The sequence below is a fragment of the Burkholderia sp. ABCPW 11 genome (assembly GCF_001523445.1).
Lineage (GTDB): Bacteria > Pseudomonadota > Gammaproteobacteria > Burkholderiales > Burkholderiaceae > Burkholderia.
Window position 1 is genome coordinate 72,012 of sequence record NZ_LOVM01000075.1, and the last position, 22,656, is coordinate 94,667.

The window sequence follows — 22,656 nt, forward strand, 5'->3', positions numbered from 1 at the left end:
TGGTGTGCCGCCTGCCGGCTCGGCCGGCTGTGGCCCGACTGGCTGCTTGCGCCGCGTTTCGTATCGAACGTCGTGGCGAAGCGTCAGTGCATGGAACAAAGTCTACGTCCGGGACCTGCTCGGATGGTGCAGGTAGAACGGCTTCTCCAAACAAAATTTCTCTTTTAAAAACAAATAATTATTTCTGTTGTTTTGTATTGCGGAACGTTTTTCGGCATCGCGAAACGGGAAATTTGTGCCCTGCACCACGAATTTTTATAACGCAGTGACTTGTTCCGCATCGTGAAAAATTGGCCGGTTTGCGGATCGTCGATGCAGCGGGAGCAAGCGCAGGGTCGAGGCAGAATGCGCCAAGCTCGTTTGCACGGCGGGTGCAAGGCACGGGTGGAGGGCAGCGACGGTTGCCGAAGCGCAGCTCGGCGATGCCAAGCGTGGCGCTTGTGTCCGGCCTGGTCGCGACGCTCTGCTGCGGCGTATCGCCGCCCGCCCGGCGACGGCGTTTTTCGATGAAGGCCTGCGGTTATGATGACGCGACCGCCGCGGCTGCCGCGCGGCGCCGCATGAATAACGAGGATCGATTGATGAGACGGAGAACCTTCCTGTCGCACGCCGTTGGCGTCGCGGCCGCGTCGCTATGCGCACGTATTGCGTGGGCGCAGCATGCCGGTCACGCGGGCATGGCCGGCATGGATTCGATGACCGACATGCCCGGCATGCCGGGCACGTCGGGTATGTCAGGGACGTCAGCGCACGCGCAGCACGGTAAGCCCGCGCCGGTCGCGCTCGCGGCCGCCGACGCGCTGCCGGCCGGCGCGCCGCTGGCGACGTTGCGCACGCTGGCCAACGAAAGTCGCGAGCCCGGCACGTTCCGCGCCACGCTGGTGGCGCAGCCCGTCGCGCGTTCGATGCTGCACGGTGCGCGGCCGACCACCTTCTGGCAGTTCGGCGCGGGCACGCAAGGCCCCGTCGTCGGCCCGCTGATCGACGTGCGGGAGGGCGATACGGTCGAGATCCGGTTCGTGAACAAGCTGCCGCAGCCATCGACGATCCATTGGCACGGCCTGCCCGTGCCGCCCGACCAGGACGGCAACCCGTCCGATCCCGTCGCGCCCGGCGCGTCGCGCGTGTATCGCTTCACGCTGCCGAAGGGCAGCGCCGGCACCTACTGGTACCACCCGCATCCGCACATGATGACCGCCGAGCAGGTGTTCCGCGGGCTGGCCGGCCCGTTCGTCGTGCGCGCCGCCGACGATCCGCTTGCCGGCTGGCCCGAGCGCCACCTGTTCGTGTCGGACCTGAAGCTTGCACGCGACGGCACGATTGCGCCGAACGACATGATGGACTGGATGAACGGCCGTGAAGGCCAGTTCGTGCTGGTCAACGGCGCGCGTCGGCCGCGCATCGACGTCGCGGGCGACGAACGCTGGCGTGCCTGGAACGCGTGCAGCGCCCGCTACTTGCGTATCGCATTCGACGACGGCCGCGCGTTCGAGCACGTGGGCACCGATGGCGGGTTGTTCGACGCGCCGCGGCGCGCGACGTCGCTGCTGATTGCGCCGGGCGAGCGCGCGGAGTTGTTGGTGCGCGCCGGCGAGCGCGCGTCGCGCGCGGTGCTGCAGGCGGCCGAGTACGACCGCCGCAAGATGGCGATGTCGCACGACGACGGCCACGGCAGCCTGCCGCCCGATCCGGCGCTGGCGCTGGCCGATGTCGCGTTTGCGCCCGCCGAGGCCCGTGCGCTGCCTGCCACGCTGCGCGCGGTGCGGCCGCTGGGCGAACCGGTGGCGCACAAGACGGTCGCGTTCGGCGAGGAAATGGACATGGACGCGATGATGAACGGCGCGACGCACGGCCGCCCGGCCGGCATGCGCTTCACGATCAACGGCGACACCTACGCGCCGCACCGCGCGACGCTGACGAGCCGTCGCGGCGACGTCGAGCGCTGGGAGATCCGCAATACGACGGACATGGATCACCCGTTCCATCTGCACGGCACGCAGTTCCAGGTCATCGAGCGGGCGTCGGCCGGTTCGCGCACGAGCGAACCGTTCCGCGCGTGGCGCGATACCGTGAACGTGCGCAGCGGTGAAACCGTGTCGATTCTCGTCACGCAAGACATGCCCGGAGAGCGCATGTTTCACTGCCACATTCTCGAACACGAGGATCTCGGCATGATGGGTACGCTGAAGGTCGTGTAACGAAACCGCGAATGTGTTCCACGTGCGGATTCGATACGCGATCCGCATGCGTGACGAGACAATGTGCGTTCAATTATCGGGATTGAACGAAAAGGCCGGCCAATCGATTATCGATTGGCCGGCCTCAAAAAAGAAACCCGGCGCTGTGCGCCGGGTTTCTTCGTCCGATATCCGATGCCTTTATGCGGCCTGGATGTTCGACGCTTGCTTGCCCTTCGGCCCTTGAACGACGTCAAAGCTCACCTTCTGGCCTTCCTTCAGCGTCTTGAAACCATTCATGCTGATAGCCGAGAAGTGCGCAAACAGATCCTCACCGCCCTCGTCGGGAGTGATGAAGCCGAAGCCCTTCGCGTCGTTGAACCACTTAACGATACCAGTTGCCATTTTCCTACTTCCCCTGTCACACAGTCGCTGCTACTTACCACGAGCACGCTCGAAAAGCTAAACGACTGAAAATACAGCCGTTCCCCCCTCACAAGCTCACCTCGGCCTCTTTCGTTTCGCCAATCGGCGAATTGAAAAAAGTGCCAGCTTGATTGTTGGCGCTCTTTATTGGAGTGTCAAGTGGAATTTTTCGACGTTTAGAGGGTCGTTGTAAAGAACCCATTTTCAGGGTTTTTCCGGCTTTGCTTTGCAGCATGCGGCCAAGCGCGAGGGCTTGAAAAGCCGCATAATCGGCTCATATACCAGGCTCGAGTGACACGCGTTCGAGTCGTCCCGGCTTGTGGGATACTGGATGCGGACACGACGTTCCGGTGCGATTCCCCCTGACGGTTCGTGTTCCGCGCCACGCGTGAAAGCCGGCACCGCAGCCGGCTTTCGTATGGCGCGAGGGCGATCGCGTGTTCCGGGATACCGGGGAGGGCGCCGGCCGGTCGGTCGGGTAATGGCAGGATTGCGGGCCTGTCCGAGTTGTTTAGAATGGGTGTATGGCGATTATCCCGGACAAGCAGGACAGTACCGTCCTGGAACGCAAGCAGCAGAAGCTCAAGCCGCCTTCGATGTACAAGGTGGTGCTGCTGAACGACGACTTCACGCCGATGGAGTTCGTCGTGATGGTGGTCCAGGAGTATTTCAAGAAGGATCGCGAGACGGCCACGCAGATCATGCTGAAGGTCCATCGCGAAGGGCGAGGGGTTTGTGGGGTCTATACGCGGGACATCGCGTCGACCAAGGTTGAGCAAGTCGTTACCCATGCGCGGCAGGCAGGGCATCCGCTGCAGTGCGTGATGGAGGAAGCATGATTGCCCAGGAATTGGAAGTCAGCCTGCACATGGCGTTCATGGAAGCACGCCAGGCGCGCCATGAGTTCATTACGGTCGAGCATCTGCTGCTGGCCCTGCTGGATAATCCGACGGCGGCCGAGGTGTTGCGCGCGTGCGCGGCAAACATCGAGGACCTGCGTCAGAACCTGCGCAATTTCATCCACGACAACACACCTACCGTCCCGGGCACCGACGATGTCGATACCCAGCCGACGCTCGGTTTCCAGCGCGTGATCCAGCGCGCGATCATGCACGTCCAGTCGACGTCGAACGGCAAGAAGGAAGTGACCGGCGCGAACGTGCTGGTCGCGATCTTCGGCGAGAAGGATTCACACGCCGTGTACTACCTGCAGCAGCAGGGCGTCACGCGCCTCGACGTGGTGAACTTCATTTCGCACGGCATCGCGAAGACGAACAGCGGCGAAGCCGCGAAGTCGTCCGACGCGAACGCGGAAAGCGAAGACGCGAACGCGCAGAAGGAAACGCCGCTCGCGCAGTTCACGCAGAACCTGAACCAGATGGCGAAGGACGGCCGCATCGATCCGCTGATCGGCCGCGAGCCCGAGGTCGAGCGCGTCGTGCAGGTGCTGTGCCGCCGCCGCAAGAACAACCCGCTGCTCGTCGGCGAAGCCGGCGTCGGCAAGACCGCGATCGCGGAAGGCCTCGCGTACCGGATCACGCGCGGCGAAGTGCCGGACATCCTCGCGAACGCGCAGGTGTACTCGCTCGACATGGGCGCGCTGCTCGCGGGCACCAAGTATCGCGGCGACTTCGAGCAGCGTCTGAAGACGGTGCTCAAGGAACTGAAGGAGCGTCCGCACGCGATCCTGTTCATCGACGAAATCCACACGCTGATCGGCGCGGGCGCTGCATCGGGCGGCACGCTCGATGCGTCGAACCTGCTGAAGCCCGCGCTGTCGTCGGGCACGCTCAAGTGCATCGGCGCGACCACGTTCACCGAATATCGCGGCATCTTCGAGAAGGACGCGGCGCTGTCGCGGCGCTTCCAGAAGGTCGACGTGACGGAGCCGAGCGTCGAGCAGACGGTCGCGATCCTGCGCGGGCTGAAGTCGCGCTTCGAGGAGCACCACGGCGTCAAGTATTCGTCGGGCGCGCTGTCGGCCGCGGCTGAACTGTCGGCGCGCTTCATCACCGACCGTCACCTGCCGGACAAGGCGATCGACGTGATCGACGAAGCGGGCGCCGCACAGCGCATCCTGCCGAAGTCGAAGCAGAAGAAGACGATCGGCAAGAGCGAGATCGAGGAAATCATCTCTAAGATCGCACGCGTGCCGGCGCAAAGCGTGTCGCAGGACGACCGCAGCAAGCTGCAGACGCTCGATCGCGACCTGAAGAGCGTCGTGTTCGGCCAGGATCCGGCGATCGACGCGCTTGCGGCCTCGATCAAGATGGCGCGCGCGGGCCTCGGCAAGATGGACAAGCCGATCGGCGCGTTCCTGTTCTCCGGCCCGACGGGCGTCGGCAAGACCGAAGTGGCGCGTCAGCTCGCGTTCACGCTCGGCATCGAGCTGATCCGCTTCGACATGTCGGAATACATGGAGCGTCATGCGGTCAGCCGTCTGATCGGCGCGCCGCCGGGCTATGTCGGGTTCGACCAGGGCGGCCTCTTGACCGAAGCAGTCACGAAGAAGCCGCATTGCGTGCTGCTGCTCGACGAAATCGAGAAGGCGCATCCGGACATCTTCAACGTGCTGCTGCAGGTGATGGACCACGGCACGCTGACGGACAACAACGGCCGCAAGGCGGATTTCCGCAACGTCATCATCATCATGACGACGAACGCGGGCGCCGAATCGATGCAGAAGGCGACGATCGGCTTCACGACGCGCCGCGAAACCGGCGACGAGATGACCGACATCAAGCGGCTGTTCACGCCGGAGTTCCGCAACCGCCTCGATGCGATCATCAGCTTCCGTTCGCTCGATGAGGAAATCATCATGCGCGTGGTCGACAAGTTCCTGATCCAGCTCGAGGAGCAGCTGCACGAGAAGAAGGTCGACGCGCTCTTCACCGACGCGTTGCGCAAGCATCTCGCGAAGCACGGTTTCGACCCGCTGATGGGCGCGCGGCCGATGCAGCGGCTCATCCAGGACACGATCCGGCGCGCGCTGGCCGACGAACTGCTGTTCGGCAAGCTGCTGAACGGCGGCCACGTGACGGTCGACGTCGACGAGGCCGACAAGGTGCAGTTGTCGTTCGACAAGCTGGCGAATCCGCCGCACAAGCCGAACGAAGAGACGGTCGAAGTCGAGTAAGCGATAATTCGTTGTTCATGCGAACGGCGCGGGAAGTTCTCCGCGCCGTTTCGTTTTATCAGGCGCCGGCGGCGCGATGGTGGTGGTGCAGGGGAGTGGTGACGCAGTGACACAACAACAACGGTCGTTCGACGATATCGTCGCGCGCGAACAAGGGTTGCGCCATGCGCTGACGTCGGGGCAGATGGCGATGATCGCGATCGGCGGCGCGATCGGCACGGGGCTGTTCCTCGGCAGCGGGTTCGCGATCGGGCTCGCCGGCCCGAGCGTGCTGGTTTCCTATGCGATCGGCGCGCTGATCGCGCTGCTGCTGATGGGCGCGCTCGCGGAAATGACCGTCGCGCATCCGACGGCCGGCTCGTTCGGCGCGTACGCCGAGCATTACGTCGGCCCGCTCGCGGGTTTTCTCGTGCGTTATGCGTACTGGTTCGCGGTCGTGTTCGCGATCGGCACCGAGATCAGCGCGATCGCGGTGTTCATGAAGTACTGGTTCCCGGCCGTGCCCGGCTGGTATTGGGTGATCGGCTTCTCCGCGCTGCTGATCGCGGTGAACCTCGCGAGCGTGACGTTGTACGGGACGGTCGAATACGCGTTTTCGCTGCTGAAGATCGCGGCGATCGTCGTGTTCATCGTGCTCGGCGGCTATCTCGTCTGGTCGGCGCCGGCCGCAGCGGGCATCGGTTTCGCGAACTACACCGCGCACGGCGGCTTTATGCCGAAGGGGCGGTGGGGGACGTGGGTCGCGGTGATCGTCGCGATCTTCAGCTACATGAGCATCGAAGCCGTCGCGATCGCGGCCGGCGAGGCGCGCGATCCGCAGCACGCGGTCACGCGCGCATTCCGCTCGACCGTGTTGCGGCTCGTGCTGTTCTACCTGCTGACACTCGCGCTGATGCTCGCGATCGTGCCGTGGACGCAGGCCGGCACCGACGAAAGCCCGTTCGTGAAGGTGATGGCCGCGACGCGCGTGCCGTACGCGGCGGGCGTGATCAACTTCGTGCTGTTGATCGCGGCGCTATCGGCGATGAACAGCCAGCTCTACGTGACGACGCGGATGATGTTCAGCCTGTCGCGCGCGCGCCTCGCGCCCGCGGTGTTCGGCCGGCTCGGCGCGAACGGCGTGCCGCGCGCGGCGCTGTGGATCTCGACGAGCGGCGTCGCGGTGGCGGCCGTGCTGGTCGCGCTCGCGCCCGACACCGCGTTCACGGTGATGATGGCGATCGCGATGTTCGGCGCGCTGTTCACATGGCTGATGATCTTCGTGACGCATCTGCGGTTCCGTTCGCGGTATCGCGGCCCCGCGCTCGCGTTCCGGATGTGGGGGCACCCGTTCGGCAGCCTGCTCGGCGCCGGGCTCGTGGCCGCGATCCTGCTGACGACCGCTTTCACGCGCGAATTCCGGATGACGATGGCGGTCGGCGTCGTATTCGTCGTGCTGCTGACGCTCGCCTACACACTGCATTACCGGCACCAACACGCGCGTTGACCGCGCCGCCGCGGCGGCCGATGCCATTCTTCACACTTACTAAGGTTCCGTTGTGCTGCTCGGCGTGCTGGTCGCGATGGTCGTCTATGCCAGCATCGCGCAGGCGCGGCGGCGTGAGCCGGCGCTCGCGCGAAGCGCGCAACTGACCGGCAAGTGACGGCGCATGAAAAGGAAAAGGGGCCGCGAGGCCCCATCTTTTCGTGCTGCGTGGCTCAGTGGCGACCGGTGCTGCCGAAGCCGCCGGCGCCGCGGTCGCTCGCGGGGAATTCGTCGACGATGTTGAACTGCGCCTGCACGACCGGCACGATCACGAGTTGCGCGAGCCGTTCGAACGGGTTCAGCACGAACTCGGTCTGGCCGCGGTTCCACGTCGAGACCATCAACTGGCCCTGGTAGTCGGAGTCGATCAGGCCGACGAGGTTGCCGAGCACGATTCCGTGCTTGTGGCCAAGGCCCGAGCGCGGCAGGATCAGCGCCGCATAGCCGGGATCGGCGAGGTGGATCGCGAGGCCGGTCGGCACGAGCGTGGTTTCGCCCGGCTGCAGCGTGACCGGTGCGTCGAGGCAGGCGCGCAGGTCGAGGCCGGCGCTGCCGGTGGTCGCGTAGGCGGGCAGGTAGTCGCGCATGCGCGCGTCGAGAATCTTCAGGTCGAGTTTCATGCGGTCGTCGAATCGGTCGGGAAGGGCGCGGCGGCAAGGGCCGCCTCGCGGGGATCAGATCAGGCGGTTGTCGGGCAGGCGCTTCGCGATTTCCGCGACGAGCGCATGCGCGAGTTCGTCCTTGGGCGCGCGCGGCAGGCGCGTGAGGCCGGCGGCCTCGAACAGCACGACTTCGTTGTCGTCGCGGCCGAACGTCAGCGGGCCGAGGTTGCCGACGAGCAGCGGCACGTTCTTGCGCTTGCGCTTCTCGTCGCCGTGCACGTCGAGGTCGCCGCTTTCGGCCGCGAAACCGACGCAGAACGGCGCATCGGGCAGCGCCGCGACCGACGCGAGGATGTCGGGGTTCTCGACGAACGCGAGCGCCGGCATCTTGCGGTCGGCCGTCTTCTTCATCTTGTGCTCGGCCGGCTGATCGACGCGCCAGTCGGCGACCGCGGCCACCGCGATGAAGATGTCGGCGTCGGCGACCGCATGCATCACCGCGTCGTACATCTGCTGCGCGGTCTGCACGTCCTGACGGTAGACGCCCCACGGCGTGTCGAGCGCGACCGGCCCGGCGACGAGATGCACGTCGGCGCCGGCCTGCTGCGCGGCCCGGGCGAGCGCGAACCCCATCTTGCCGCTGGAGCGGTTCGTCAGGCCGCGCACGGGGTCGAGCGGTTCGAACGTCGGCCCGGCCGTGATCAGCACGCGACGGTGCGCGAGCACCTTCGGCGCGAAGTGCGCGACGATCGCTTCATAGATCGCCTCGGGTTCGAGCATGCGGCCGTCGCCGACTTCGCCGCACGCCTGCGCGCCCGAATCCGGGCCGAGCACCGACACGCCGTCGGCGCGCAGTTGCGCGGCATTGCGTTGCGTGGCCGGGTTCTGCCACATCTGGCGGTTCATCGCGGGGACGACGAGCAGCGGACAGTCGCGCGCGATGCACAGCGTCGACAGCAGATCGTCGGCGAACCCATGCGCGAGCTTGGCGAGGAAATCCGTCGACGCGGGCGCGATCACGATCGCGTCGGCTTCGCGCGACAGGTCGATGTGCGCCATGTTGTTGTCGATGCGCGCATCCCACTGGCTCGTATAGACGGGCCGGCCCGACAGCGCCTGCATCGTGACGGGCGTGATGAACTGGGTGGCCGCGTCGGTCATCGCGACCTGCACGGTCGCGCCGGCCTTCACGAGCAGGCGCGTGAGCTCGGCGATCTTGTAGCAGGCGATGCCGCCCGTCAGGCCGAGAACGAGGTGTTTTCCTGCGAGTTCTGCGTGTGCCAACTCAGGCCTCCTGGGGTCAAACGGAACGGCCGGCGCGAAGCCGGCCGTCGACACGGAGTATGCGCGCTCAGCGCGAGCCGCGCACGCGCCGTAGCTCGTCGTAGATCAGCAGCACCGCACCGACCGTGATCGCGGAATCGGCGAGGTTGAACGCCGGGAAGTGCCACGCGCCGAGATGGAAATCGAGGAAGTCGATCACGTGGCCGTAGACGAGCCGGTCGATCACATTACCGAGCGCGCCGCCGAGGATCAGCGCGAGCGACAGGCTGAACAGCCGCTGCTGGCCGTGACGGCGCAGCAGGAAGCAGATCACGAGCGTCGCACCGACGCCGAGTGCGGTGAACGCCCAGCGCTGCCAGCCGCTCGCGGTCGACAGGAAGCCGAACGCGGCGCCGCGGTTGTATACCAGCACGAGGTTGAAGAACGACGTCAGCGCATGCTGCGCGCCGTACGCGAACGTTTTCAGGATCGCGATCTTCGACAGTTGATCGAACAGGATCACGATCAGCGAAATACCGAGCCAGGGCGCGAGCGCGCCGCTGGCCGGTTTCGACAGGGTCTTCGCCATGGTTTAAGCAGCGCTCCGGATTTCGCCGTTTTCAAACAGGTTCGAGAAGCAGCGGCCGCACAGCGTCGGATGCTCGGCGTGCGCGCCGACGTCTTCGCGGTAGTGCCAGCAGCGCTCGCACTTCTGGTACTTCGACGCGGCCACGTCGACGCTTTCCTGTGCTTCGTCGTCGACCTTGACGACCGTCGCGGCCGACGTGATCAGCACGAACTTCAGGTCGTCGCCGAGGCTCGTGAGCGCGTCGTAGCGCGCGCCGCTCGCGTGCACGGCCACTTCGGCCTGCAGCGACGAACCGATGCGGTTCGCGGTGCGCGCTTCCTCGAGCGCCTTGGTCACGTTGCCGCGCACGTCGCGCAGCAGCGCCCACTTCTCGATCAGCGCGGCCGAGCCGGCGACTTCCGGATACGCATAGTAGGTTTCCGTGAAGATCGTGTCGCTGGCCGGCTGGAATACCTTCCACGCTTCTTCTGCCGTGAACGACAGGAACGGCGCGAGCACGCGCAAGAGGCCGTGCGTCAGGTGGTACAGCGCGGTCTGCGCGGAGCGGCGTGCGCGCGAATCGGCGGCGCTCGTGTACAGGCGATCCTTCAGCACGTCGAGGTAGAAGCCGCCGAGGTCTTCCGAGCAGTACGTCTGTAGCTTCGCGACGACCGGGTGGAATTCGTACTTCTCGTAGTGGCCGAGCAGTTCCGTCTGCAATTGCTGCGAGAACGCGACCGCATAGCGGTCGATCTCGAGCCATTCGTCGACCGGCACCGCGTGCTGCGCGAAGTCGAAATCCGACAGGTTCGCGAGCAGGAAGCGCAGCGTGTTGCGGATGCGGCGATAGCCTTCGGTCACGCGCTTCAGGATTTCCTCGGAAATCGCGAGCTCGCCCGAGTAGTCGGTCGACGCGATCCACAGGCGGATGATTTCCGCGCCGAGGCGGTTCGCGACTTCGTGCGGGTCGATGCCGTTGCCGAGCGACTTGCTCATCTTGCGGCCTTCGCCGTCGACGGTGAAGCCGTGCGTGAGCAGGCCCTTGTACGGCGCGCGGCCGTCGAGCATCGATGCCGTGAGCAGCGACGAATGGAACCAGCCGCGATGCTGGTCCGAGCCTTCGAGGTACAGGTCGGCCGGGAACTGCAGCTGATCCTTGTGCGAGCCGCGCAGCACGTGCCAGTGCGTCGTGCCCGAGTCGAACCACACGTCGAGCGTGTCGCGGTTTTTTTCGTACAGGTTCGCATCGTCGCCGATCAGCTCGCGCGGGTCGAGCGACTGCCACGCCTCGATGCCCGATTGCTCGACGCGCTTCGCGACTTCCTCGAGCAGCTCGAGCGTGCGCGGGTGCAGCTCGCCGGTTTCCTTGTGCACGAAGAACGCCATCGGCACGCCCCACTGGCGCTGGCGCGACAGCGTCCAGTCCGGACGGTTCGCGATCATGCTGAACAGACGCTGCTTGCCCCAGGACGGGTAGAACGCGGTCGCGTCGACGCCTTCGAGCGCGGTTTCGCGCAGCGTCTTGCCGCCGTCGTGCGGCTTCACGTCCATGCCGGCGAACCACTGCGACGTCGCGCGGTAGATGATCGGCGTCTTGTGGCGCCAGCAGTGCATGTAGCTGTGCGTGTACTTCTCGCTGCGCAGCAGGGAGCCCGCCGCGTTCAACGCGTCGACGATCTTCGGGTTCGCATCCCAGATCGACAGGCCGCCGAACAGCGGCAGCGATTCGATATAGCGGCCGTCGCCCATCACCGGGTTGATGAAGTCGGAATCGGTCATTCCGTGCGCCTTGCACGACATGAAGTCCTCGATACCGTACGCGGGCGACGAGTGCACGACGCCGGTACCGGTGTCGGTCGTCACGTAGTCGCCGAGGTAGACGGGCGCGGTGCGCTTGTAGCCGGGGTGGGCCGACGCGAGCGGGTGGTGGAAGCGCAGGTTCGCGAGCTTCACGCCGGGCGCGGTCGCGACGACGCGGCCGGTCAGCTTGAAGTCGGTCATGCAGGCTTCGACGCGCTCTTCCGCGATGATCAGCAGCCCGCGCTCGGTGTCGACCAGCGCGTAGACGATTTCCGGATGGAGGTTCAGCGCCTGGTTGGCGGGAATCGTCCACGGCGTGGTCGTCCAGATCACGATGCCGCCCTCGGCGCGCGGCAGCGCCGCCAGGCCGAACGCCTGCGCGGTCTTTTCGGGTTCCGCGAACGCGAACATCACGTCGATCGTCGGATCGGTGCGGTCCTTGTACTCGACTTCCGCTTCCGCGAGCGCCGAGCCGCAGTCGAAGCACCAGTTGACCGGCTTCAGCCCGCGGTACACGTAGCCCTTCTCGATGATCTTGCCGAGCGCGCGAATTTCTTCCGCCTCGTTCACGAAGTTCATCGTCTTGTACGGGTTGGCCCAGTCGCCGAGCACGCCCAGGCGCTTGAAGCCGACCTTCTGCTTCTCGATCTGCTCGGTTGCGTACGCGCGCGCCTTGCTCATCACTTCGGCCGCCGGCAGCGACTTGCCGAACTGCTTCTCGATCTGGATCTCGATCGGCATCCCGTGGCAATCCCAGCCCGGCACGTACGGTGCGTCGAAGCCGGCCATGTTGCGCGACTTGACGACGATGTCCTTCAGGATCTTGTTGACCGCGTGGCCGAGGTGGATGTCGCCGTTCGCATACGGCGGGCCGTCGTGCAGGATGAACTTCGGCCGGCCCTTGCTGGCCGCGCGGATCTTGTCGTAGATGCCACGCTCTTCCCACTCCTTGACCCACTGCGGCTCGCGCTTGGGCAGGTCGCCGCGCATCGGGAACGGCGTGTCGAGCAGGTTGACCGGATACTTGGCCTGCGGTTTCGAATCGGCTTTCTTGTTGCTCATGATGGGATCGCTATCTAAATCGGGGGACGCTCGTGCGTCGTGAATCGGGGATGCGCGCGCGTCGGCGGCGCGAGGGTGCGGCGCGGTGCGCCGCCGGCCGGATCAGCTAATTCGGTCGGTGGCCGACGTCGCGAAGCCGGTCGCGCGGCTGCCCGGCGCACGGTCGCGCTCGGCGAAGTACGCGCGCGCATTCGCGACGTCGAGCGCGATCGCCCGCGACAGCGCCTCGAGATCGTCGAACTTCGCCTCGTCGCGCAGCTTCTTCAGAAATTCGACGCGGATCAGTTTGCCGTATGCGTCGCCGTGCCAGTCGAGCAGATGGACTTCGAGCAGCGTGCGGCCGGAATCGTCGACCGTCGGGCGCAGCCCGAGGCTCGCGACGCCCGGCAGCGGGGTGGGGCCGAGGCCGTGCACCTGCACGACGAAGATGCCCTTGAGCGCCGGCCGCTTGTGCGCGATCGGCAGGTTCAGCGTCGGAAAGCCGAGATCGCGGCCGAGCTTCAGCCCGTGCGCGACGTGGCCGCTGATCAAGTAGCCGTGGCCGAGCGCCTGCGCGGCCGCGTCGAGATCGCCGGCGGTGAGCGCCGCGCGCACACCGGAGCTGGAAATGCGCGTGCCGTCGCTGCCGGCGACCGTGCCCATCTGCTCGACTTCGAAGCCGTACTGCTCGCCGGCTGCCTTCAGCGTGTCGAAGGTGCCCGCGCGTTTCGCGCCGTAGCAGAAATCGTCGCCGACCATCATCCAGCGCGTGTGCAGCCCGTTCACCAGCGTGCGCTCGACGAACGCCTGCGGCGACTGGCTCGCGAAGGTGTGATTGAAGTGCTCGACGACGACGCGGTCGACCCCGTGGTCGCGCAGCGCCTCGAGCTTGTCGCGCAGCATCGCGATGCGCGGCGGCGCGCCGGCCGGGTTGAAGAATTCGCGCGGGTGCGGCTCGAACGTCATCACGCACACGGGCAGGCCGCGCGCGTCCGCTGCCGCGCGCACGCGCGCGAGCAAGGCCTGGTGGCCGCGATGGACACCGTCGAAGTTGCCGATCGTCAGCGCGCACGGGGCGCGGCTCTCGGCGTTGGGCAGGCCGCGGAAGACTTTCACGATAGCGGATGCAGCGTCGGGGAATGGGCGGTGGGATGCCGCAAAGCAGAAGATTATAAACGTTCGGGCGGGCCGGCGGCCGAGAAGGCGGGAAACGCGAGGGCGAATGGTAAAATTCGCGGATGAAAAAACTCGTGATCCTGATTTCCGGTCGCGGCAGCAACATGGAGGCCATCGTCCGCGCGTGCGCGCAGGAACGCTGGCCGGCCGAGGTCGCCGCCGTGATCGCCAACCGGCCCGACGCGGCCGGCCTGGCTTTTGCCGCGTCGCACGGGGTGGCGACGGCGGTGGTCGACCACCGGTCGTTCGACGGCCGCGACAGCTTCGACGCGGCGCTCGCCGCGGAGATCGATCGTTTCTCGCCCGATCTCGTCGTTCTCGCCGGCTTCATGCGCATCCTCACGCCCGCTTTCGTCAGACGTTACGAGGGCCGGCTGCTGAATATCCATCCGTCGCTGCTGCCGAGCTTCAAGGGCATCCACACGCACCAGCAGGCGCTGGATGCCGGCGTCGCGCTGCATGGCGCGAGCGTGCATTTCGTCATTCCCGAGCTCGACAGCGGCGCGATCGTCGCGCAGGGCGCGGTGCCCGTGCGCACCGGCGACGACGCAGCGGCACTCGCGCGGCGCGTGCTGGCGGTCGAGCACGTGCTGTATCCGCGCGCGGTGCGCTGGTTCGTCGACGGCCGGTTGCGCCTCGAGAACGGCCGTGCAGTGGTGGCGCCCGACGAGGCGCGCTGGATTTTCGCGGATGAACCGCATACCGAAACGAGTGAGGGCGTATGAAGCTGCACGGATTCCTGATCGGCCAGACCGAGACTTTGCTGGCCGAGGTGCTGAAGTTCGCCGGCCCCGCCGACGCGACGACGAGCCGGTTCTTCCGCGCGCACCCGAAGCTCGGGCATGCCGAGCGCGGTGTGATCGCCGAGGCCGTGTTCGCGGTGCTGCGCCGGAAGATGGAGTTTTCGCATCTGGCCGAAAGCGGCACGGGCACGCCCGCGCGACGCCTCACGCTGCTCGGCCTGATGCAGACGGTCGGTCGCAATGCGCTGAAGCCGTTCCTGTCCGACACCGAGTCCGCATGGCTCGAGCACGTGTCGAAGATCGATCCGGCGAGCCTGCCCGTGCGCATTCGCACGAATCTGCCCGACTGGATTCACCAGGCGCTGTCGGCCCGTTTCGACGCCGACGAGCTCGCGCAACTCGCCGCCGCGCTGAACTACCCGGCGCCGCTCGACCTGCGTGCCAACGCGCAGAAGGCGAGCCGCGACCAGGTGATCGAAGCGCTGCGCGTGAGCGGCATCGACGCGGGCGCGACGCCGTTCGCGCCGTTCGGGGTGCGCGTGGTCGGCAAGCCGGCGCTGACGCGCCTGAAGCTGTTCGAGGAAGGGGCGATCGAGGTGCAGGACGAAGGCAGCCAGCTGCTGTGCTCGCTGGTCGCGCCGCGGCGCGGCGAGATGGTCGTCGATTTCTGCGCGGGCGCGGGCGGCAAGACGCTCGCGCTCGGCGCGATGATGCGCTCGACCGGGCGCCTGTATGCGTTCGACATCTCGGAAAAGCGCCTCGCGAAGCTGAAGCCGCGCCTTGCGCGCAGCGGGCTGTCGAACGTGAACCCGGTGCTGATCGACAGCGAGCACGACGCGAAGATCAAGCGGCTCGCGGGCAAGATCGACCGCGTGCTGGTCGACGCGCCGTGCAGCGGCCTCGGCACGTTGCGCCGCAATCCGGACCTGAAGTGGCGCCAGACGCGCACCGCGATCGACGAGCTGACGCCCAAGCAGGCGTCGATCCTCGCGAGCGCCGCGCGGCTCGTGAAGAAGGGCGGCCGGCTCGTCTACGCGACCTGCAGCGTGCTCGACGCCGAGAACGAGCGCATCGTCGAACAGTTCCTGGCCGATCATCCCGACTTCGTGCTGGTGCCGGCGCAGCAGGTGCTGGCCGACCAGCGCATCGCGCTCGAGACGGGCGATTACCTGTCGCTGTGGCCGCATCGTCACGCGACTGACGGCTTCTTCGCCGCGGTGCTCGAACGCCGCGCCGCGCAGTAACGACGCCCGGACGGACGATGGAGAATCTGCAGAGCCGCCTGCTGTCGCACCGGCTGGCGTCGGTGATTCGCGATTTCCACCAGCCGGTGATGATCTGGCAGGCGGCGATCCTCGTCGGGGCGCTGTGTTTCGCGTGGGTAGCCGCGCGCTTCGTGCACGGCCGGATCGACGCTCGGCGCCGGGCCGCTGGACGCGCACCGGGCGCGGGCGCGCAAAGCCTGAAGCGGGCGCTGTTTCCGCTGTTCGGCAGCGTGTTCGTCGGCGGCGCGCAGCTCGCGTTCGACCCGTTCATGTCGACGTCGCTGCTGTCGCTCGCGCTCGTGCCGCTGTTCGGCATCGGGCTGATCTACGTGCTGTTCTTCTTCGCGCGACGCGTGTTCGCGCGCGACGGCCACACGCACGCATGGCTGTCGATCGTCGAGAAGATCGTGTCGACCGTCGTGTGGGCCGCGATGGTGATGACCGTGCTCGGCATCCAGCACGACGTGCTCGGCTGGCTCGACAGCGTGCAGTTCCGGGTCGCGACCGCGCACCTCACGCTGCTGTCGGTGATTTCCGGCGCGCTGTGGGTCTGCGTGACGCTGATGGTCGCGATGTGGCTCGGCTCGGTGCTCGAGGATCGCCTGTCGCGCGCGAGCACGCTCGACGCGAACCTGAAGGTCGTGCTGTCGCGGGTCGGCCGCGCGCTGCTCGTGTTCGCGGCGATCCTGATCGGGCTGTCGCTCGTCGGCATCGACGTGACGGTGCTCGGCGTGTTCGGCGGCGCGGTGGGCGTCGGCCTCGGTTTCGGGTTGCAGAAGATCGCGAGCAACTACGTGTCGGGCTTCATCATCCTGCTCGACCGCTCGCTGCGGCTCGGCGATGCGATCAGCGTCGGCGGGCTGCAGGGCGTCGTCACGCAGATCCGCACGCGCTACACGGTCGTGCGCGGCCTCGACGGCAACGAGACGCTGATCCCGAACGAGAAGCTGATCACCGACGTCGTGCAGAACCAGTCGTCGTACCTGACGCGCGGCTACGCGAAAGTCGCGGTGCAGGTCGCGTACACGAGCGACGTCGAGCGGGCGCTCACGTTGCTCGCCGACGCCGCGAAGGACGTGCCGCGCGTGCTGGCCGAGCCGGCGCCGACTCCGTATCTCGTGAGTTTCGGCGCGGACGGGATCGACCTGGAGCTCGGCTTCTGGATCGAGGATGCGGCGAAAGGCACGTCGGGCGTGCGCTCGAGCGTGAACCGCAACATCTGGCGGCTGTTCAGCGAGCACGGGATTTCGATTCCGTTTCCCCAGCGCGAAGTGCGCGTGGTCGGGCTGCCGGACGGCTTTCCCGCGCCGGGCGTGGCGGCCGGGGTCGATCCGGCGGCTGCCAATGGTGCGCTGGACGCGCGCACACCGGCGGCGTAGCGGGCGGGTGCGGTCGATCGTACCGATTCCGCGGTCGAAACCGGATCGTAGGCCTTTTCCAGTCCGCCCGTGGACCGCGCGGATTGCGTCAAGGCAAGAAAATATTCATTTTTTACAAAGACTTGGAACGGTTGAAGTAAAATTCTGGTCTACACGCGGTATGCTTTCATTTTTCTGACGCTGGCGTGAGCCGGCGTCGCTCTCATCACAGGTAACTGCCTTGTTGAATTCCCTGCTCGATTTTCTTTCCCACGGGCTTCTGCATTTTTCGTGGTGGCAGGTCGCGCTGTTCGCGCTCGCCGTCACGCACGTCACGATCATCGGCGTAACGGTCTACCTGCACCGCTGCCAGGCGCACCGCGCGCTGGAGCTGCATCCGATCGCGAGCCATTTCTTCCGTTTCTGGCTGTGGATGACGACCGGGATGCTGACCGGCCAGTGGGCCGCGATCCATCGCAAGCACCACGCGAAGTGCGAAACCGAGGAAGATCCGCACAGCCCGCAGACGCGCGGCATCTGGAAGGTGTTCCTCGAGGGCGCCGAGCTGTATCGCGCGGAAGCGAAGAACGAGGAGACGATGCGCAAGTTCAGCCACGGCACGCCGAACGACTGGCTCGAGCGCAATCTCTACTCGAAGTACCCGATCCTCGGCATCAGCATGATGATGGTGATCGACGTCGCGCTGTTCGGCGTGCTCGGCCTGACCGTGTGGGCCGTGCAGATGGTGTGGATCCCGTTCTGGGCGGCGGGCGTCGTCAACGGCTTCGGTCACTTCTGGGGCTATCGCAACTTCAACTCGGCCGACGCGAGCACGAACCTGTTCCCGTGGGGCATCGTGATCGGCGGCGAAGAGCTGCACAACAACCACCACACGTTCGCGACGTCGGCGAAGCTGTCGAACAAGTGGTACGAGTTCGACATCGGCTGGATGTACATCCGGATCATGTCGGCATTCGGTCTCGCCAAGGTCAAGAAGGTTGCGCCCACGCCGCGCCTGAACAAGCCGAAGACGGTGCTCGACCAGGAAACGCTGCAGGCCGTGCTGTCGAACCGCTACGAAGTGATGGCGCGCTACGGCAAGGCCGTGAAGCGTGCGTACCGCCAGGAGCTCGCGCACCTGAAGGAGCTCGGTTCGAGCGAGAAGTACCAGTTGATGCGCAGCGCGCGCAAGTGGTTCCACAAGGATGCCGACGGCCTCGACGAGCCGCAGAAAAAGCTGCTGCCGGAAATCTTCGCGAACAGCCAGAAGCTGCATACGTACTTCCAGCTGCGCCAGGATCTCGCCGCGATCTGGGATCGTTCGACCGCGTCGCGCGAACAACTTCTCGCGCAATTGCAGGATTGGTGCCATCGTGCAGAACAAAGCGGCATCAAGGCGCTGCAGGAATTCGCGATGCGCCTGCGTCGCTACGCCTGATTCGAAATCGATTAGAATCTCAGGACGTCACAAACCCCGCGTTGGCGGGGTTTTTTCATTTGGGCCACCGGTTTTTGACGGATCGGCAGCGCCTGAATGGGTATGAGGCTTGGGGAGATGGCGAGTGGGCGCCCCGGGCGAGTGCAAGGGATGGGATCGGGGCAGGGCGCCGAAGCGCCCACGCTGATCGACCGCGAAGCATGGGATCGGAGTAAGTGCTGAAGCGCTAACGCTGATCGACCGCGAAGCATGGGATCAGAGTAAGCGCTGAAGCGCTAACTCTGATCGACAGGAGATATGGAGATGCAATCGACGATCAAACCCGTCGAGTACGACCGGCCCGTCGCCGCAGGGACCGTATGCGGCGTGGGACAGGCATGGGCCAAGGTGCCCGAGGCGCCGTCCGCCGAGGAGCGCGTTGCGCTGAAGGCGCGCATCAAGGCGTTGCTCGCCCGTGAAAAGGCCGTGCTGGTCGCCCACTACTACGTGGATGCCGAACTGCAGGAACTGGCCGACGAAACCGGCGGCTGCGTGGCCGATTCGCTCGAAATGGCTCGCTTCGGCCGCGATCACGACGCGCAGACGCTGGTCGTCGCCGGCGTGCGCTTCATGGGCGAAACCGCGAAGATCCTGAGCCCGAACAAACGGATCCTGATGCCCGATCTCGACGCGACCTGTTCGCTCGACCTCGGCTGCCCGGTCGACGAATTCTCGGCCTTCTGCGATGCGCATCCGGACCGTACCGTCGTCGTCTACGCGAACACCAGTGCGGCCGTGAAGGCGCGCGCGGACTGGATGGTCACGTCGTCGATCGGTCTCGAGATCGTGGCCGACCTGCACGCGCGCGGCGAAAAGATCATCTGGGCGCCCGACCGCCATCTGGGCAGCTATATCCAGAAGAAGACCGGCGCGGACATGCTGCTGTGGCAGGGCTCGTGCCTCGTCCACGACGAGTTCAAGGGCATCGAGCTCGACCTGCTGCGCGCCGAATATCCGGACGCGAAGGTGCTCGTCCATCCCGAGTCGCCGGAAAACGTCGTGGCGCAGGCCGATGTCGTCGGTTCGACCACGCAACTGATCGACGCGGCCGTCAAGTTCGACGCGAAGCGCTTCATCGTCGCCACCGATCTCGGCATCCTGCACAAGATGCAGCTTGCGGCGCCCGGCAAGACCTTCATTGCGGCGCCGACGGCCGGCAACAGCGCGACCTGCAAGAGCTGCGCGCACTGCCCGTGGATGGCGATGAACGGCCTCACGAACCTGGCCGACGTGCTCGAACGCGGCCACAACGAGATTTTCGTCGATCCCGCGATCGGGGAGCGCGCGCGTTTGCCGATCGACCGGATGCTCGAATTCGCGGCCGCGCACAAGAAGCGCGTGCAGGCGAGCGGCGACTTGCAGCGCGACCAGCAACTGTTTGCGAACGTGGGGGCGGCGTAATGAACGGCCCCCACGCTCACATTCGTTCGGCTCCCCCCGAGGGGGCGGCCGCCTTCCCTGGGGGCGGCCCGGCGGAAGGCGCCGCGACTGCAGTCTCCCCGCTGTTCGAAGCCGTCCGCGCGCAATACGGCGCGGCATTCGACGCAGCGATCGCACGCAACGTGGCCGATGCGATCGCCGAAGATGTCGGCACCGGCGACCAGACCGGGCGGCTCGTGCCGGCCGGCGAGCGCCGCCGTGCACGGATCATCGTGCGCGAGGAAGCCGTGCTGTGCGGCGTACCGTGGTTCGACGCCGTGATCGCCCGGATCGATCCGTCGATCGTCGTGCAATGGCGCTATCGCGAAGGCGACCGGATGACGGCGGATTCGACCGTGTGCGAACTCGAAGGGCCGGCGCGCGCGCTGCTGACCGCCGAGCGCAACGGGCTGAACTTCCTGCAACTGCTGTCGGGCGTCGCGACCGCGACGCGACGTTACGTCGATCGCGTCGAAGGCACGCGCGCGAAGATCCTCGATACGCGCAAGACGCTGCCGGGGCTACGGCTCGCGCAGAAGTACGCCGTGCGCGTGGGCGGCGGCGAGAACCAGCGTCTCGCGCTGTACGACGGCATCCTGATCAAGGAGAACCACATCGCGGCGGCTGGCGGTGTCGGCGAGGCGCTCGATGCGGCGTTCGCGCTGGAGTCGGGCGTGCCCGTGCAGGTCGAGGTCGAGACGCTCGCGCAGCTCGACACGGCGCTCGCGCATGGCGCGCAGTCGGTGCTGCTCGACAACTTCACGCTCGACATGATGCGCGAAGCGGTGCGTGTGGCGAATGGCAAGGCCGTGCTCGAAGTATCGGGCGGCGTCAATTTCGATACGGTGCGCACGTTCGCGGAGACGGGCGTCGATCGCATCTCGATCGGTGCGCTGACGAAGGACGTGCGGGCGACGGACTATTCGATGCGGATTGTCGACTGATCGAACGTCGTTCGATCAGACAAAAGCCGTTGGCGCGCAAACGCCAGCGGCTTTTTTTCTTCTGCTGCGGACGCGACGGGGAAGGGCGGCGCGCCGCTCAGCGGCGTACGCGCGGCGTGAGCACGCTCGGCAATGCCTTCGGCAGCGTATGCGGCCAGTCGCGGCTGTAGTGCAGCCCGCGGCTTTCGCGGCGCGAGTGCGCGCTCTTCACGATCAGCGTCGCCACGTCGACGAGGTTGCGCAGTTCGAGCAGATCGCGCGTCACGCGGAAATTCGCGTAGTACTCGTGGATCTCGTCGCGCAGCAGCGACAGCCGGTGCTTCGCCCGCTCGAGGCGCTTGTCGGTGCGCACGATGCCGACGTAGTTCCACATCAGGCGGCGCAGTTCGTCCCAGTTGTGTGCAACGACGACTTCCTCGTCCGCATCCGACACGCGGCTTTCGTCCCAAGCGGGCAGCGCGGCGGGTGCGTCGGCGTCGAAGCCGGCCGCCTCGATCGCCCCGGCCGCCGCGCGGCCGATCACGAGGCATTCGAGCAGCGAGTTGCTCGCGAGCCGGTTCGCGCCGTGCAACCCCGTGTACGACGTTTCGCCGACCGCATACAGGCCGGCGAGATCGGTGCGACCGGCGAGATCGGTGACGACGCCGCCGCACGTATAGTGCGCGGCCGGCACGACGGGGATCGGCTGTTTCGCGATGTCGATGCCGAATTCGAGGCAGCGCGCATGGATCGTCGGGAAATGTTCGCGGAGGAACGCTTCCGGCTGGTGGCTGATGTCGAGATACACGCAGTCGATCCCGCGCTTCTTGATCTCGAAGTCGATCGCGCGTGCGACGATGTCGCGCGGCGCGAGTTCGGCGCGCGGATCGTGCGCGGGCATGAAGCGTGTGCCGTCGGGCAGCTTCAGGAGGCCGCCTTCGCCGCGCACGGCTTCCGAAATCAGGAACGACTTCGCGTACGGATGAAACAGGCAGGTCGGGTGGAACTGGATGAATTCCATGTTCGACACGCGACAGCCGGCACGCCACGCCATCGCGATGCCGTCGCCGGTCGCGGTGTCGGGATTCGTCGTATACAGATAGACCTTGCCGGCGCCGCCGGTGGCGAGCACCGTATGCGGTGCCTCGATCGTGATCGTCCGGTCGTTGTCGACGTCGAGCGCATACAGGCCGTGACAGCGGCGGCCGGGCAGGCCGAGCCGGTCCGACGTGATCAGGTCGATCGCATGGTGGTTTTCGAAGAACGTGATGTTCGGATGCTGGCGCGCGCGCGCCGACAGCGTCGCCAGCACCGCATGGCCGGTCGCATCGGCCGCATGGATGATCCGGCGGTGACTGTGGCCACCTTCGCGCGTCAGGTGAAAGCCGAGTTCGGCCGCGTCGTCCTTCGTGAACGGCACGCCTTGCGAGATCAGCCATTCGATCGCTTCGCGGCCGTGCTCGACGATGTAGCGCGTCGCGCCTTCGTCGCACAAGCCGCCACCGGCGACCAGCGTGTCGTCGACGTGGTTCTCGATGCTGTCCGCCGAGTCGAGGACCGCCGCGATGCCGCCCTGCGCGTTATCGCTCGCCCCCTCCATCATCGAACGTTTCGCGATCAACGCGACACGTCGCGTGCTGGCCAGGTTGAGTGCGACCGACAGCCCTGCCAGGCCGCTGCCGACGATCGCCACGTCGAATTTCATGCTGCATCTCCATCGTTACGCTTTTTGATCTTGCGTTCCGTCGGCTGTCGCC

17 protein-coding genes are annotated in these 22,656 nt (G+C 66.2%); 10 read left to right on the plus strand and 7 right to left on the minus strand.

The genetic code is table 11. The features are described from left to right. The first annotated feature begins 581 nt into the window (after positions 1-581). The gene (locus WS61_RS25855) at positions 582-2,198 is read left to right on the plus strand and encodes a multicopper oxidase family protein (RefSeq protein ID WP_059504876.1); all 1,617 of its coding nucleotides are present in this window, start codon (positions 582-584) and stop codon (positions 2,196-2,198) included. A gap of 180 nt (positions 2,199-2,378) precedes the next feature. Here WS61_RS25855 and WS61_RS25860 read toward each other — a convergent pair whose 3' ends face one another. Beyond that, a complete protein-coding gene (locus tag WS61_RS25860) occupies positions 2,379-2,582 on the minus strand; it encodes a cold-shock protein (protein ID WP_034208192.1) in 204 nt (67 codons plus the stop codon). A gap of 545 nt (positions 2,583-3,127) precedes the next feature. Here WS61_RS25860 and clpS point away from each other — a divergent pair. From clpS to WS61_RS25875, 3 genes are all read left to right on the plus strand, one after another. Beyond that, complete coding sequence (gene clpS / locus WS61_RS25865; protein ID WP_006398529.1) at positions 3,128-3,442, plus strand: ATP-dependent Clp protease adapter ClpS; 315 nt, start codon at positions 3,128-3,130, stop codon at positions 3,440-3,442. Further along, positions 3,439-5,739 (plus strand): ATP-dependent Clp protease ATP-binding subunit ClpA, encoded by a 2,301-nt coding sequence (gene clpA / locus WS61_RS25870; protein WP_059504715.1) that lies wholly within the window; start codon positions 3,439-3,441, stop codon positions 5,737-5,739. Before clpS ends, clpA begins: the two co-directional genes overlap by 4 nt. A 106-nt stretch (positions 5,740-5,845) precedes the next feature. Continuing rightward, entirely contained in the window at positions 5,846-7,225 is a 1,380-nt protein-coding gene (locus tag WS61_RS25875) for an amino acid permease (protein ID WP_059504878.1), read from the plus strand. A gap of 212 nt (positions 7,226-7,437) precedes the next feature. Here WS61_RS25875 and dut read toward each other — a convergent pair whose 3' ends face one another. The 5 genes from dut to WS61_RS25900 form a co-directional block, all read right to left on the minus strand. Continuing rightward, complete coding sequence (gene dut, locus WS61_RS25880; protein WP_059504717.1) at positions 7,438-7,884, minus strand: dUTP diphosphatase; 447 nt, start codon at positions 7,882-7,884, stop codon at positions 7,438-7,440. Positions 7,885-7,938: 54 nt separating this feature from the next. Beyond that, complete coding sequence (gene coaBC, locus WS61_RS25885) at positions 7,939-9,150, minus strand: bifunctional phosphopantothenoylcysteine decarboxylase/phosphopantothenate--cysteine ligase CoaBC (RefSeq protein ID WP_027808191.1); 1,212 nt, start codon at positions 9,148-9,150, stop codon at positions 7,939-7,941. A 67-nt stretch (positions 9,151-9,217) separates the two neighbouring features. After that, positions 9,218-9,718 (minus strand): signal peptidase II, encoded by a 501-nt coding sequence (gene lspA, locus WS61_RS25890; protein WP_034208186.1) that lies wholly within the window; start codon positions 9,716-9,718, stop codon positions 9,218-9,220. Positions 9,719-9,721: 3 nt separating this feature from the next. Next, a complete protein-coding gene (gene ileS / locus WS61_RS25895) occupies positions 9,722-12,559 on the minus strand; it encodes an isoleucine--tRNA ligase (RefSeq protein ID WP_059504719.1) in 2,838 nt (945 codons plus the stop codon). 102 nt (positions 12,560-12,661) lie between these two features. Beyond that, positions 12,662-13,654: a bifunctional riboflavin kinase/FAD synthetase gene (locus WS61_RS25900; RefSeq protein ID WP_059504721.1), complete on the minus strand. Its 993-nt coding sequence runs from the start codon at positions 13,652-13,654 to the stop codon at positions 12,662-12,664. Positions 13,655-13,776: 122 nt separating this feature from the next. Between WS61_RS25900 and purN the strand changes: the two genes are divergently transcribed. The 6 genes from purN (at position 13,777) to nadC (ending at position 20,920) form a co-directional block, all read left to right on the plus strand. Next, positions 13,777-14,439 carry a phosphoribosylglycinamide formyltransferase gene (gene purN, locus WS61_RS25905; protein ID WP_059504723.1) on the plus strand — a complete coding sequence of 221 codons (663 nt, stop codon included), beginning with the start codon at positions 13,777-13,779 and terminating at the stop codon, positions 14,437-14,439. Further along, positions 14,436-15,701 carry an RsmB/NOP family class I SAM-dependent RNA methyltransferase gene (locus tag WS61_RS25910; RefSeq protein ID WP_059504725.1) on the plus strand — a complete coding sequence of 422 codons (1,266 nt, stop codon included), beginning with the start codon at positions 14,436-14,438 and terminating at the stop codon, positions 15,699-15,701. Before purN ends, WS61_RS25910 begins: the two co-directional genes overlap by 4 nt. Before the next feature lie 17 nt (positions 15,702-15,718). Then, positions 15,719-17,101 (plus strand): mechanosensitive ion channel family protein, encoded by a 1,383-nt coding sequence (locus WS61_RS25915; protein WP_059504727.1) that lies wholly within the window; start codon positions 15,719-15,721, stop codon positions 17,099-17,101. Between the two features lie 220 nt (positions 17,102-17,321). Further along, positions 17,322-18,518: an acyl-CoA desaturase gene (locus tag WS61_RS25920; RefSeq protein ID WP_059504729.1), complete on the plus strand. Its 1,197-nt coding sequence runs from the start codon at positions 17,322-17,324 to the stop codon at positions 18,516-18,518. A gap of 303 nt (positions 18,519-18,821) precedes the next feature. Further along, entirely contained in the window at positions 18,822-19,958 is a 1,137-nt protein-coding gene (nadA, locus tag WS61_RS25925) for a quinolinate synthase NadA (RefSeq protein ID WP_059504880.1), read from the plus strand. Then, positions 19,958-20,920: a carboxylating nicotinate-nucleotide diphosphorylase gene (gene nadC, locus WS61_RS25930; protein ID WP_082742015.1), complete on the plus strand. Its 963-nt coding sequence runs from the start codon at positions 19,958-19,960 to the stop codon at positions 20,918-20,920. The genes nadA and nadC overlap by 1 nt, the downstream gene beginning before the upstream one ends. 97 nt (positions 20,921-21,017) lie before the next feature. Here the strand turns inward: nadC and nadB are convergent, their stop codons facing one another. Further along, on the minus strand, positions 21,018-22,604 hold the full coding sequence (nadB, locus tag WS61_RS25935) for an L-aspartate oxidase (protein WP_059504730.1): 1,587 nt from the start codon (positions 22,602-22,604) through the stop codon (positions 21,018-21,020). Positions 22,605-22,656 lie beyond the last annotated feature (52 nt).